This is a genomic window from Propionispora hippei DSM 15287, from assembly GCF_900141835.1.
Taxonomy (GTDB): domain Bacteria; phylum Bacillota; class Negativicutes; order Propionisporales; family Propionisporaceae; genus Propionispora; species Propionispora hippei.
Genome location: NZ_FQZD01000029.1, coordinates 1 through 11469 on the forward strand (window position 1 = coordinate 1; position 11469 = coordinate 11469).

Annotated in this window: 19 protein-coding genes; 12 read left to right on the forward strand and 7 right to left on the reverse strand. The window is 46.8% G+C overall.

Annotated elements, in window-relative coordinates:
* The 3 genes from F3H20_RS20470 to F3H20_RS14290 form a co-directional block, all read right to left on the reverse strand.
* The coding region (locus F3H20_RS20470) for a transposase (protein ID WP_188128350.1) at positions 1-250 on the reverse strand (250 nt) is incomplete at its 3' end.
* 49 nt (positions 251-299) lie between these two features.
* Positions 300-404, reverse strand: coding sequence for a helix-turn-helix domain-containing protein (locus F3H20_RS20475; protein WP_149735588.1), 105 nt, complete (start codon positions 402-404; stop codon positions 300-302).
* A gap of 3 nt (positions 405-407) precedes the next feature.
* Entirely contained in the window at positions 408-647 is a 240-nt protein-coding gene (locus tag F3H20_RS14290) for a helix-turn-helix domain-containing protein (protein WP_149735589.1), read from the reverse strand.
* A 434-nt stretch (positions 648-1081) separates the two neighbouring features.
* Here F3H20_RS14290 and srlA point away from each other — a divergent pair, with 434 nt between their 5' ends.
* The 7 genes from srlA (at position 1082) to F3H20_RS14320 (ending at position 5293) form a co-directional block, all read left to right on the forward strand.
* A complete protein-coding gene (srlA, locus tag F3H20_RS14295; protein WP_149735590.1) occupies positions 1082-1666 on the forward strand; it encodes a PTS glucitol/sorbitol transporter subunit IIC in 585 nt (194 codons plus the stop codon).
* A 33-nt stretch (positions 1667-1699) separates the two neighbouring features.
* The gene (locus tag F3H20_RS20375) at positions 1700-2083 is read left to right on the forward strand and encodes a hypothetical protein (RefSeq protein WP_316843072.1); all 384 of its coding nucleotides are present in this window, start codon (positions 1700-1702) and stop codon (positions 2081-2083) included.
* On the forward strand, positions 2080-2613 hold the full coding sequence (locus F3H20_RS20380) for a PTS sorbitol transporter subunit IIB (protein WP_316843073.1): 534 nt from the start codon (positions 2080-2082) through the stop codon (positions 2611-2613). Before F3H20_RS20375 ends, F3H20_RS20380 begins: the two co-directional genes overlap by 4 nt.
* Before the next feature lie 16 nt (positions 2614-2629).
* Positions 2630-2995: a PTS glucitol/sorbitol transporter subunit IIA gene (locus tag F3H20_RS14305; RefSeq protein ID WP_149735591.1), complete on the forward strand. Its 366-nt coding sequence runs from the start codon at positions 2630-2632 to the stop codon at positions 2993-2995.
* 19 nt (positions 2996-3014) lie between these two features.
* The gene (locus F3H20_RS14310) at positions 3015-3422 is read left to right on the forward strand and encodes a transcriptional regulator GutM (protein ID WP_149735592.1); all 408 of its coding nucleotides are present in this window, start codon (positions 3015-3017) and stop codon (positions 3420-3422) included.
* Positions 3423-3453: 31 nt separating this feature from the next.
* Positions 3454-4473 carry an iron-containing alcohol dehydrogenase gene (locus tag F3H20_RS14315; RefSeq protein WP_188128351.1) on the forward strand — a complete coding sequence of 340 codons (1020 nt, stop codon included), beginning with the start codon at positions 3454-3456 and terminating at the stop codon, positions 4471-4473.
* Positions 4474-4558: 85 nt separating this feature from the next.
* The gene (locus F3H20_RS14320) at positions 4559-5293 is read left to right on the forward strand and encodes a glucosamine-6-phosphate deaminase (protein ID WP_149735594.1); all 735 of its coding nucleotides are present in this window, start codon (positions 4559-4561) and stop codon (positions 5291-5293) included.
* Positions 5294-5443: 150 nt separating this feature from the next.
* On the opposite strand, the gene F3H20_RS14325 is transcribed toward F3H20_RS14320, so the two are convergent.
* Together F3H20_RS14325 and F3H20_RS20385 are read right to left on the reverse strand one after the other, a co-directional pair.
* Complete coding sequence (locus F3H20_RS14325) at positions 5444-6001, reverse strand: CDP-alcohol phosphatidyltransferase family protein (RefSeq protein ID WP_149735595.1); 558 nt, start codon at positions 5999-6001, stop codon at positions 5444-5446.
* 216 nt (positions 6002-6217) lie between these two features.
* Positions 6218-6907 (reverse strand): methyl-accepting chemotaxis protein, encoded by a 690-nt coding sequence (locus F3H20_RS20385; protein WP_149735596.1) that lies wholly within the window; start codon positions 6905-6907, stop codon positions 6218-6220.
* Between the two features lie 360 nt (positions 6908-7267).
* Between F3H20_RS20385 and F3H20_RS14335 the strand changes: the two genes are divergently transcribed.
* Positions 7268-7690 carry a DUF2000 domain-containing protein gene (locus tag F3H20_RS14335; protein ID WP_149735597.1) on the forward strand — a complete coding sequence of 141 codons (423 nt, stop codon included), beginning with the start codon at positions 7268-7270 and terminating at the stop codon, positions 7688-7690.
* Between the two features lie 225 nt (positions 7691-7915).
* Here the strand turns inward: F3H20_RS14335 and F3H20_RS14345 are convergent, their stop codons facing one another.
* A complete protein-coding gene (locus F3H20_RS14345; RefSeq protein ID WP_149735598.1) occupies positions 7916-8809 on the reverse strand; it encodes an AraC family transcriptional regulator in 894 nt (297 codons plus the stop codon).
* Between the two features lie 116 nt (positions 8810-8925).
* Here F3H20_RS14345 and F3H20_RS14350 point away from each other — a divergent pair, with 116 nt between their 5' ends.
* Entirely contained in the window at positions 8926-9291 is a 366-nt protein-coding gene (locus F3H20_RS14350; protein WP_149735599.1) for an LPS biosynthesis protein, read from the forward strand.
* A gap of 75 nt (positions 9292-9366) precedes the next feature.
* On the opposite strand, the gene F3H20_RS14355 is transcribed toward F3H20_RS14350, so the two are convergent.
* Complete coding sequence (locus F3H20_RS14355) at positions 9367-10068, reverse strand: YetF domain-containing protein (RefSeq protein WP_149735600.1); 702 nt, start codon at positions 10066-10068, stop codon at positions 9367-9369.
* Positions 10069-10344: 276 nt separating this feature from the next.
* Between F3H20_RS14355 and F3H20_RS14360 the strand changes: the two genes are divergently transcribed.
* Genes F3H20_RS14360 through arsD form a run of 3 tightly spaced genes read left to right on the forward strand, consistent with a single transcriptional unit; the run spans position 10345 to position 11462 of the window.
* Positions 10345-10662: an ArsR/SmtB family transcription factor gene (locus F3H20_RS14360; RefSeq protein WP_149735601.1), complete on the forward strand. Its 318-nt coding sequence runs from the start codon at positions 10345-10347 to the stop codon at positions 10660-10662.
* 21 nt (positions 10663-10683) lie between these two features.
* Positions 10684-11082, forward strand: a complete 399-nt coding sequence (locus F3H20_RS14365) for an arsenate reductase ArsC (protein WP_149735602.1) — start codon at positions 10684-10686, stop codon at positions 11080-11082.
* Between the two features lie 23 nt (positions 11083-11105).
* A complete protein-coding gene (gene arsD, locus F3H20_RS14370; protein ID WP_149735603.1) occupies positions 11106-11462 on the forward strand; it encodes an arsenite efflux transporter metallochaperone ArsD in 357 nt (118 codons plus the stop codon).
* The last annotated feature ends 7 nt before the right edge of the window (positions 11463-11469 follow it).

Here is an 11469-nt window from a genome sequence, read left to right on the forward strand (position 1 = left end):
GGCTAGTCTTTAGTGTTTTTTCGCTGTAGCCGTTACGGCTATTATCGGTTTCCTTATTACGATAATCGTACTTGCTATAGCCTAATTCATCATCTAATTCGCCTTCCAGTCCATTTTCTAAAACGGTACTTACCATTTCCTTAAACAGTTCCTGGACTCCGGCAACATCGTTAATTCCGGCTCTTTGTAGCAGTTCTAGTAATTTCTTTCTTTGTTCTCGTCGTTCCGGGGTGATTTTTCTTTTTACCATAATTAAAACCTCCAAGTTCGGTGCTTCTATTTTACACCATCTTGGAGGTTTACACAGTTTTCGGGATAGTCTCTTCCCAACGGCTAACGGTTTGTTTAGAAACGCTAAATTCTTTTCCAAATTGTTCAGCAGTTAATTTATGAGAGAGTCGCAACGGCTAAGAATCCGTTTCTTCTTCGGCAGCCAATATTAAAAGATCCATGACGTTAACTCCTAAACCTTTAGCAATCTTTTTCAATGAGTCGACAGTAGGTCTTGCTGGTTTTCCTGTCCTGGGATCATAGCCTTTTTCTAATGTATCGATTAATGTATGGCTTACATTACAGCGTTTGGCTAATTCACGTAATGATTCATTTCCTCGTTTTTCTCTGATGAAATTACCAAGCTTGTTAGCCATACTTACACTCCTATAATAATTAAAATTAGACAAAACAATTTTGTTGTTTATGATTGACAATAGGTAAATCGTTGTTTATAATTTACGTAGGCGCTGACTTAATGAAGGAAGCAAATTTTTTTAATTAAACTGTAGTTTATAAACAACAACAGCGCCCTGAGATTTATTATAAACCTGTTTTAAAAGGAGGTGATGAGAAATAATTGCCAATCTAAAGAAACCCTGAAGGCGAGGTGACCACACAAGCAAGCAGTATCATCAGCCGGCAAGCAGGATACTGCCTGGTTCGTTGTGTCCAAAAGTAGGCACAAAAAGTACAAAACACATTCTCATTATACCTTATTTACCAAATTTCGTAAACTATTCTGTCATATTCTCTCGGTATCCTTCGCACTCGTTTGTAAATCCAACCTTGAAATAAAGGAGGACTATCCATGGATTTTTTAGTAGCCACCGGCGAGAGCTTTATTAAGCTGATCAATACCGGTGGGGAGACACTGGTCGGCATGATCACCGGTATTTTACCGGCGGCTTTAATTGCCCTGACCATTATGAACACCATCATTGCCTTAGTCGGCCAGGACCGGATTGAGGGCCTGGCCCAGCGGCTGGCCGGGAAACGGATTTTAGTCCGCTACTTATTCCTGCCGTACCTGTCGGCGTTTTTCTTTTCTAATCCCACCGCCTTTTTGATGGGGCGGTTTTTGCCGGAGCGGTATAAGCCCGGCTACTACGAGGCGGTTAACTGCAGCACCATGGCGCCGCTGATGTGTTTCTTTCCCCATGTCAATCCGGCTGAACTGTACGCTTGGTTAGGTGTAGCCGATGGCGTGATGAAATTGGGCTTACCCATCGGACCGCTGGCGGTCAGCGTTTTTTTCCTGGCCATGTTCACCACCACGTTAAAAGCGTTTGTAGTGGAAAAGATCGCCCATGCCTTAGCCAGGAAGAAAGGCCTCGACTGGGACAAGCTGGAGGCCCGGAAGCTGGGACAGCCTATGGAGGAACCTTTACTGTAAAGTGAACATAAAACAATAGAGGGGGTTCAAACTGTGAATCAACCAATTGTAGCTATTTCTCCCGGCCCACGTGGCTGGGGCGTACCCCTGGAAGTTCAGATGCAGGACAAGCGCCGCAAGATTGTCTGCATTACCGGCGGCGGCATTCATCCGGTGGCCCAAAGGATTGCCGAACTGTCCGGTGGGGAAGCGGTGGATGGGTTTAGTACCATCGTGCCTGATGCCGAGACCGCCTGCGTGGTCGTTAACTGCGGCGGCACGTTACGGTTAGGGATCTTTCCGAAGAAAGGACTGAAGACAGTCAATGTGAATCCGGTCAGTCCGTCAGGACCGTTTGCTGCCTACATTAAACCCGGTATCTATGTATCGGCGGTCGGACTGGACCAGATACAAGTCAAAAAGGAGGAAACCCTATGAGTCAGAACTTCATTTTGTCCCTCTCCTCCGTGATTGGCCGGGTTGTCAGTACCTTCGTCCAGGCCGGACGGGAATCGGTCAAACTCATGCTCAGTACCGTCCTGCCGTTCATGGTCTTCGTCAGCGCCATTGTCGGCATCATTATGGGCAGCGGCCTCGGTCAGCGCATTGCCGACGGACTGGCCGCCTTGGCGGGCAACCCCTGGGGCTTACTGGCTTTGGGCATGGTATCGGCCATTCCGGTGTTGTCGCCTATCCTCGGACCGGGAGCAGTTATACCCCAGACCATCGGCGTCCTGGTCGGCACGCTCATTGCCAGCGGTAAGATTCCGCCGCATCTGGCGTTACCCGCCTTATTTGCTATTCACCAGCCGGTGGGAGCCGATTTTATTCCGGTGGGGCTAAGCCTGACGGAAGCCGAACCGGAAACCGCCGAAGTCGGCGTCCCGGCGGTGCTGTATGCCAAGTTCTTAGTAGCGCCGATTGAAGTAGGGGCCGCCCTGGCGGTCAGCTTCTTTATCTATCAGTAGGGAAGGAGAGTCAGACATGGATATCTACCGGACTACGATTGAAGCTATCGGCCCCTATGCTTTAGATTTTCTCGAAACCGACGTACTCATCACTTTTTACCCCCAGGCTCCGGACGGGTTAAAGGAGTATTGCCTGATTTTAACCCCGACGGAGTTAGTGACAGATATTCAAGTGGGAGATTGCTTGCTGCTGGGTGAAACACGTTACCCCGTAACCGTCGTAGGTCCCGTGGCCAGTGAGAACCTGCGCAATCTGGGACATATCTCGCTGCGCTTTGATGGGGCCATCACCACTCCCTGGGCTGGCAGCATCCATCTGGCAGGTGACAAGCCACAAGCGGCAACAGTAGGGGAGATGCTGGCTATTGAGCGGGAAGCGTAGGGGAGGGAGGTAAGGCCGTATGAACAGCCTAAGCCTGGAAGCCCTGCTTGTCTATCTCTTTCTCCTTATCCTGCTGCAGGGACTGCTCGGTATCTACCAACTGAAAAAGATCACCCGGACGCTAGGACACCTGCAAAAACTGGGTATCTGCGGCTATGGCAGTGCTCGGCACTGGGCTGGATGGCGGGTGTACTATCTGATCCTGGCCGACCCGACCGGGCGTATCCGCAGCGCCTACCGGCTAAAGGGTATTAGCCTCGGTACCGATTTTGCGCCGGATAAGAAGTTTACCTTTAGTGAAATTTCGGAACTGCTGGCTTACTATGTCCAGCGAGAACGTTTGAACTTACAAGAGACCGCCCAGCTTCGCGCCGCCGAAGAGGTTCACCGGAAGCTGGCGGCGTTGCAAGCCACTAGGGCGATCTAACATCAGAATAAAGGAGACAATGATAAATATCATGAACCAGGAGAAATATCCGGTCACTTATGGCCGGAATCTGTTAACTAACTTAACTGACAGTAAAGAAAACTGGCTGATTGTTACCGATCCGGTTATCTGGGAGAAGTTAAAGGGGCAGGTCAGGCAAGATGCGATTCAGCTCTATTTCGTCACTACCATGGAGAAAAAGGTCATGGACGAGGAAGTCAAAACCCTGTCCGGATTTAGTCAAGTCTTAGGGCTGGGTGGTGGCATGGCTGCCGACGCGGCCAAGCTATGGGCCACGGCTCATCAGGTGCCTTTATACCAGATGCCGACTGCTTTATCAGTCAATGCTTTTCTCTGCTATAAGACAGCGGTCCGCTATGACCATGTGGTTAAATATGAAGGCGATATCCTGCCGAAGGAGATTCTGATTGACTTCGATATCCTGGAGCAGGCGCCCCGCCATTTAAACCTGTCCGGTGTCGGCGATTTATTAAGCTGCCTGACCGCCAGTTACGACTGGAAGATCAACGCTCTAATCACCAAGTCTCACGCCTTTGATCAGCGGATCTATGACGAAACCCAGGAAATGCTGGCGCTGTTAGCCGAGTATATGGGTGAGATTGTGAAGAACAAAGAACCGGGCCTGCGCTATATTGTCCGGGCCTATAAGGGAATAGCCGAACACAGCTACCGGATGCGGCATACCATGTGGGAAGACGGCTCAGAGCATAACGTCTTTATGAACTTGGAACGGATTACCGGCAGGCAGTTTCTCCACGGCCAGGCCGTTTGCCTGGGGGTCTACTTTATGTCGGCTTTCCAGGATAACCAGCACGAACGGGCGGTGTCGCTGATTAGACGGTCGGAGATTGATATTAGGCCCCAGGCACTGCAGATTACGATCGACGATATTCGCCAGGCCTTACTCACTTTGAACGAGTTCGTCCGGGCGCAGAATATCCGTTATTCGATCTGCAACGCCAAAGAGGTTACGGCAGAGTGGGTAGAGGAGATCATAGCGAAATATCAACGGGATTTTCCTGCTGTATAAGGTAGGCAAAAGTTTTAATTTATTAATCACTAAAAAACTACCGGGCAGGCGGTTTGCCTGCCCGGTATAGGGAGGGATATCGTCAGTGAAGATCATTGTAACCGATTCGTATGAAGCATCTTGTCGCGAAGCGGCTAACCAACTGCTGAGCGTTGTTACGGCTAACCCACAAGCCTGTTTGGGCTTAGCTACCGGCGGGACAGCGCAAGGGGTGTATCCCCATCTGGTGGAGGCTTACAAGCAGCAAGCGGTGAGCTATACAGAAATCCGGACGGTGAATTTGGATGAATATATCGGCTTAAAACCCGATCATCCGCAGAGCTACCGCCATTACATGGATACATATTTCTTTGACCATATTGATATCAATCCGCTCAATACCTATATCCCTTCCGGCAGCCAGTTGCTGCAGCCGGAGATTACCAACTTTAGCCGCATCCTGGAGATCTGGCCCAGGGATGTACAGCTACTGGGTGTCGGGGTGAACGGTCATATCGGGTTTAACGAGCCGGGCGAGGTGCTGCAGGAAGGGGTTCATGTGGCTACGCTGGATCGGGAGACGATTAAGGCGAATGCCCGGTTCTTTGCCAGCGAGGACGAGGTGCCGAAGACAGCCATCACGATGGGTGTGGGCGATATCCTGCAGGCTGGGAAGATCGTGTTGTTGACCACCGGCAGTCAGAAGGCTGCTGTTTTGAAAAAGCTGCTAACCAGCGACGAGGTCACAACGCAAGTTCCCTGCACACTCTTAAAGCTGCACCGGGATGTGACGGTGTTTCTGGATAAGGAATTAGCCCGGCAGGTGGGGGTAAGTAGCTGATTTGCTCAATGAATAATGGAGGAGCGGAGCTTTTTATAAGTCGTGTATTTTAATGAATATGCATTGCTAGGAAGTAGAAAAGACGGCGCCTGGTCTGAGATAAGACTGCACGCCGTCTTTGTCTATAAGGGTTAGATATCCAACAGACATTTACTTGCCGCACTGCTCATGTGCAAAGAGGCTCTTCCTATTGGCGTCGTAGGTTTTGGCGGTTAATAGTATGATGCATTCTTCTGTTGCTGAAAGAATCGCTATCATGCCCAGCGGGAGGATGAGTCCAAGCGGTAAGGAAGCTGTCAGCAAGCATACTGGCAGAACGCTAAAAAGAGCTAATCCTGTGATTTTGTTCAAAATCGTGTGTATCATACCCCATTGCCTGAACTTTACCTTTGTAATAATCAGATTGCTAACGCGAAGAACGGTAACCAAGGCGATGACAAGGGAGAGAAATAGGCTATTTTCTTTATCAAGCAGCGGTATAAACCTTACCAGCGAAACACTGAAAAACACAAAATCTCCCAGGCTGTCTAGCTTTGCTCCCAGTCTTGTTTCCGCCTTAAGACGGCGAGCAATGATTCCGTCAGCCATATCAGTCAGTCCGCATATCAGATAAAGAATTAAAAACCAAGAAAGCTGATCTAGAACGAACAGCAACGCCAGCGAAAGGATGATACGGGCGCAGGAAAGGATATTAGGTAGTTGTTTCAAAGGGCTGCCTCCATACCGCTTGAATTAAGGAAACGCATGACGCATTCGTTTGACGATGCGAAACTTGTATTGATTTAGGCAATATTTGCTTGGTTGTGTTCAAACCGTATCGGCTCACTATGTATAGCTCATTTTCATTATAATATGTAATATCATTCAAACAATAACTGATAACAAGAAAAGCCCCGAGCTTAGGCTCGAGGCTTTAGGAGTTGTCTATCTTACTTTTAATCCGACAATCAGTTCATTGCTGGAGTGCTTTTCGGCAACGGCTGCTGTCTGTTCAATACCGGTTATAATAGTTTGCATGGAAGATTCAATATTTCCCAGAATCGAATTGATTTTCTTAGTTGCTTCCACACTGTCTTCGGCCAGCTTGCGCACTTCCTGCGCCACTACTGCGAAGCCCCGGCCCTGTTCTCCGGCACGGGCTGCCTCAATAGCTGCATTCAAGCCTAGCAGGTTGGTCTGTTGGGATACCTTATTGATAAAACCAATAACTTCATGGGTATTGTTAATATGCTTTTTAGCCTCGTTAACGGAATGGGATAATACCTCCACCTTGGATTGCAGTTCTTCCTGCATTAACGCCTGAGATTTCACTAAATGATACAGCATCTTGGTGGCAAAGTCATCAACAACCTTCACATGTTCCTGTTTATTCTCTTCGATCAGCCGGTTTACTTCTTCGTTGCCGGTAATGTTGAGAACAGCATCAACGGCCGATGACTTCAATGCATCTCTCACATCGTTAAACGTCCGAATCCCCATTTGTTTGGCCAACTGGATTGCCACCGCATCGGTTTTGACATCTACAACTCCTACAATATCCACCTCAGGAACCTTTCGGCAAAGCTCCAGAATCCCGGCGCCACCTCTGCCTCCACCAACTAACAGAACGTTCATTAAGTATTGCTCCCTTCACTACTAAACTTGCTATCTCCATATTATAATGCCAGAATATACAGACTTCTTTTTTCATAATTATACTACATAAAAATCCTTTCTGCCTATAGGAACAAGTGATATTTATAAGGAATCCATAAGATTAGATAGGAAAAAATAAGTTGAAAAAGAAGTACCAGCCGTTTATTGACGGACGGTACTTCTTTTTTAATGTATAAATAACCAATCTCTGGAGTTAAAGGCAATATCATACAAGAATGCGGTCGCGGCTTGTGATACACTAAGCATCAGAAAATAAATATTGGATTGGCGCTACTTGGCGAGAGCACAGGCTTTACAAAATGAGAGGAGCTGGAAGATATGAGTGGTTCTAATATAAAGTGTGTCATGATCATAGATTCGGAATTGCCCATCGGCATGGTGGCAAACACCTCTGCCATCTTAGGAATCACGTTGGGAAAACACATCCCTGAACAGGTAGGAGCAGATGTGATGGATGCTTCCGGTCAAGCTCACCTGGGTATTATTACAATCCCCGTAACCATGCTGCGTGGCGACAAGACGATTCTGAGAGAGTGCAGGGAACGTCTGTATGGCCCGGAATTTAGCGACCTGGTTGTTGTTGATTTTTCGGATGTTGCGCAAGGGTGTAATGTCTACAGTGAATATGTAGCAATAGCAGCAACCGTATCTGAGCCGGACCATACTTATCTGGGGATTGCCATGTATGGGAACAAGAAAAAGATCAATAAGCTTACCGGCTTTATGTCGCTGTTAAGGTGATGGGATAGCAGACAAGCTGCTCAAGGGGCGGTTTTTAATTGTTTTAGCAGGCTCGCCATATTTTTACCCAGAGTTTGAAATGTTCGTATACCTTCCTCATCCTTTTGGATATCGCCCGGCTTAAGAGACGACTTCATGCCTCTGTGTATTTGCATGAACCGGTAAATCATGGTCCGCAAGGTTGACAGAATAGTAGATAAGACGTTATCCATTGTCATTTGTTTATCAGCGATAGCCCACAGGGCAAGATAGTCGATATTTGTATGGTGTTGTATGGTAATACATTTTGAAATATTTAATATAAGAACTTATGGAATGAAATCCTACATTTAAAGCAATATCCGTTATCGACATATCTGTCGTAGTAAGTAAAGAGGTACTCACATGAAGGCGGTATTTTAGCAGATATTGATAAGGAGATTGATGAACAAATTTTTGAAAGCAGCGGATACACTCTGTTTTACTGATATGGGCGGCAGCGGCCATATCCTGTATGGATAGTGGACGACAATAATTAGTATGTATTATTGAGATTAAGGTTCGTATCCGTTCGTAATTTTTGGAAGGGGTCACTTTGTCCATGGCGGGAAGAAGAGAGATGAATTCAAGCCAGACTATAGATAATTGGATAGAAAGACGATATTCGTAATGTGTATATTTGTTATCTTGAAAGTATAGGTTGTCTAATAAATTTAGCTGATGAAGGACAGCCTTATGAGTTGGGTCATTGGCGCGCAGCAAATAATGCGTGAAGGCAGGATTATGGATGATAGCTTCCACATCATCCTGTTCCATAACGCTGCCGGAAAAGAAAGATAACATGCGTGCTGGAATAATGTAACTGTGATAATGGCAATCTTCTTTTTCTGTAATGTGATGCAATACGGTACGATTAATAAACATACCGTCGTTTTTCTGTAGATCAAATTCTTCATCATATATTTTAACATGGACAATTCCTTTTAAAATATAGACGAATTGTACCTCATCATGCCAATGTAATACTTGAAATCCCTCGTTGAAAGGAGTGCAGGTGCGATGGTTTACGTTTAAAACCAAGAGTGGGAATTTCGTTGTGTGATAAGGATTATGGGAATAGATGGGTGATTCTGTGGACATTTGATGCCTTCCCTTTGATGGTTCCTTTTTTATATATTTTAGGCCAAATACAACTATTTTTCAATAATAGTTGGCTATATAATTATAACTGAAAAAACCAGGGAGGGATAAAACAAATGATAATTGATGAAAACGAAATTGAGAAGCTAGCGATGGAACAGTTTCATAAAGGAGACAGCAAAGAGGGACGGCGGATTCAAGAGGAATTTGTAGCTAATTTTCGTGAGGAATTCAGAATGAAGGATCATTGCCCGTGCCAGAAGGCGTGCAGATATCATGGAAACTGCAAAGAGTGTGTCGCTATTCATAGAGCCCATCAGGAGCATGTACCAAACTGCATGAGGATTATGATAAACAAAAAAATCAGAGCTTTATCTGAATTAACGGAACATACCATAGCGAATGAAATAGTTCCACCGAAAGAGGTTTTAAGGAAAGAATCCCCAGCAGGATGCGGCATGAATTTTTCCAGGCAGGATTAAAGTATTGTGTCCTTACTGCTTGTAAGTGTATAGTCTCCGAAGATTCAGGAGCACCGGTTGAATTTCTCATGATACCTAAGTATCTTTCCGCCGGTCCACATATAGTTCTCCTTCCGGTGTCAGCATGGCTACAGTCACATCGGCCACATTCGTAATTCCTTTATTGTTTAGCTGAGCGGTTAATTCTTCCCGCGTTAAACCGCTTTGAGCCAAACCTTGCTCAATGATTTTCCCGTCGATGATAATTTCTCTGGAAGCTAACTGGCTTGCCGGAGTTGTGGTTTGCTGGAATGCGTCGAAGTCTTTGGCCGCCGGGGGCTCATACTCTGTTTTCTTTAATATACTAAGCTCTCCATCTGGTTCAATCAAAGCCAACTCTACCTGGTCCGGATCAAAGATCCCCTGTTCACGCAGCATTTCCAAAAGGTCATTGGTATTGTAATAGCGTTTTTTCAGATTCGCATCCAGGATTTTCCCCTTATGCATGACCATGAGCGGTTCGGCCTCAATTAATTTCCGGGCGGCAACAAATTTCATTGACAGCATGTCGATAAGCAGCAGCCATAGGGTTGCCGTAACCAGGGAAACCAGGCCATGAATAATGCCGAAGTCCGTCTCGGTAATAACGGCACTGCCGATATTGCCGATAATCAGGCCGATGACAAAATCATAAAACGTCAGCTCCGATAGCGTCCTTCGCCCCAGTATTCTGGCGATGAGGAGCAAGGCGCCTAATATTAGCAAAGTACGAATGATTAAATCCAGTCCATCTAGCATCTGGTAGCCCTCCCGGAAAGTCACTGAATTATGGGTTGTTCCTGTTTTGTTTTCTTAGTATACTCTTTAGTTTGGAAACTATAATGGTAAGCAATAAGCACTCCAAGAGGGCGTGAAATGAACAAGTATATATGGCTGCAAGCACCTGCCGGAGCTAAGCTGGATGCTGCAAACTATTTTTCGTTAATGGGTTGCACTGCCATAATTAGTGGCATATAATACTATATATATTCCAATATGGGAATATGGTAATATACGTAGACAAGGTGGTGACATATGAGTCACATCGACGTTCTTAAAGCCCTGGCCGATGAAAACCGGCTGGCCATATTGTGTTTTCTCCAAAGCGGTCAAAAGTGTGTTTGTGAAGTTGAGCAGGTATTAGCAATCTCCCAGTCGGCTACGTCCAAGCATCTGGCAAGGTTGCGGCTGGCAGGCCTGATTGAGGCGGAGAAAAAAGCGCAGTGGGTACACTATAGCCTTTCGCCGGTCCTTTTTGAGCAGTATCCTTTTGTCCGGGAACTTCTCGCTGAGGTAAGCCCGCACCATGTCTTTGATACGAGCAAGATCAAAAAAATGAATTGTGATAATTAACGGAGGAAAGGGGCCAATGACGTGAGACGAGTGGCTTTTATCTGTGTTCATAACTCCTGCCGGTCGCAGATGGCGGAAGCCTTTGGCCGGGTATTAGGCTTAGGGGTTATGGAACCCTATTCGGCGGGGACCGAGACACGCCCGGCGATTAATCAGGATGCCGTCCGGATCATGAAGGAAATCGGTGTGGATATGGAGCTTTGGCAAAAGCCCAAACTGCTGGAGGATATTCCGGCCGTCGATATTGTCGTTACCATGGGTTGTAATGTGAGCTGCCCGCTGCTGCCGTGCCAACACCGGGAAGACTGGGGTTTAGATGATCCTTCCGGCAAGAGCGACGAAGAATTCAGGGTGGTTCGCAACTTGATTCACGCCAGGATGAAGGATTTGCTCCGGCGGATCGAGTCTGGCGCAGTATAAAAAATCGTAGGGAGCGTGTGAGTATGAAACCAATCGTAATTTATGATCCGGCTATGTGTTGTTCGACCGGCGTCTGTGGTCCCAGTGTCGATACCGAGCTGTTGCGGGTGGCCACAGTCATTGAAAATCTGAAGGAAAGCGGCGCCGATATCAAACGGTTCAATCTTTCGGCGCAGCCCGAGGAGTTTGTAAAACATCCGGTGATCAGTCAATACCTGAAAGATAACGGTCCGGAGATTCTGCCGGTTACGCTGGTTGACGGCCAGGTTGTTAAAACCAAGGGGTACCCGTCGAATGAGGAATTTAGCCGCTGGACGGGGCTGGACATTCAAACTAAGACAAAAGAAGGTGGCTGCTGCTGTGACGGTGGATGCTGTTAGCATGGGA

Bases quoted from the DNA above. Each gene is read 5' to 3' on its own strand.
- F3H20_RS14290 (WP_149735589.1), bottom strand. From the start codon at position 647: ATGGCTAACAAGCTTGGTAATTTCATCAGAGAAAAACGAGGAAATGAA.
- srlA (WP_149735590.1), top strand. From the start codon at position 1,082: ATGGATTTTTTAGTAGCCACCGGCGAGAGCTTTATTAAGCTGATCAAT.
- F3H20_RS20380 (WP_316843073.1), top strand. From the start codon at position 2,080: ATGAGTCAGAACTTCATTTTGTCCCTCTCCTCCGTGATTGGCCGGGTT.
- F3H20_RS14305 (WP_149735591.1), top strand. From the start codon at position 2,630: ATGGATATCTACCGGACTACGATTGAAGCTATCGGCCCCTATGCTTTA.
- F3H20_RS14310 (WP_149735592.1), top strand. From the start codon at position 3,015: ATGAACAGCCTAAGCCTGGAAGCCCTGCTTGTCTATCTCTTTCTCCTT.
- F3H20_RS14315 (WP_188128351.1), top strand. From the start codon at position 3,454: ATGAACCAGGAGAAATATCCGGTCACTTATGGCCGGAATCTGTTAACT.
- F3H20_RS20385 (WP_149735596.1), bottom strand. From the start codon at position 6,907: ATGAACGTTCTGTTAGTTGGTGGAGGCAGAGGTGGCGCCGGGATTCTG.
- F3H20_RS14335 (WP_149735597.1), top strand. From the start codon at position 7,268: ATGAGTGGTTCTAATATAAAGTGTGTCATGATCATAGATTCGGAATTG.
- F3H20_RS14345 (WP_149735598.1), bottom strand. From the start codon at position 8,809: ATGTCCACAGAATCACCCATCTATTCCCATAATCCTTATCACACAACG.
- F3H20_RS14350 (WP_149735599.1), top strand. From the start codon at position 8,926: ATGATAATTGATGAAAACGAAATTGAGAAGCTAGCGATGGAACAGTTT.
- F3H20_RS14355 (WP_149735600.1), bottom strand. From the start codon at position 10,068: ATGCTAGATGGACTGGATTTAATCATTCGTACTTTGCTAATATTAGGC.
- F3H20_RS14360 (WP_149735601.1), top strand. From the start codon at position 10,345: ATGAGTCACATCGACGTTCTTAAAGCCCTGGCCGATGAAAACCGGCTG.
- arsD (WP_149735603.1), top strand. From the start codon at position 11,106: ATGAAACCAATCGTAATTTATGATCCGGCTATGTGTTGTTCGACCGGC.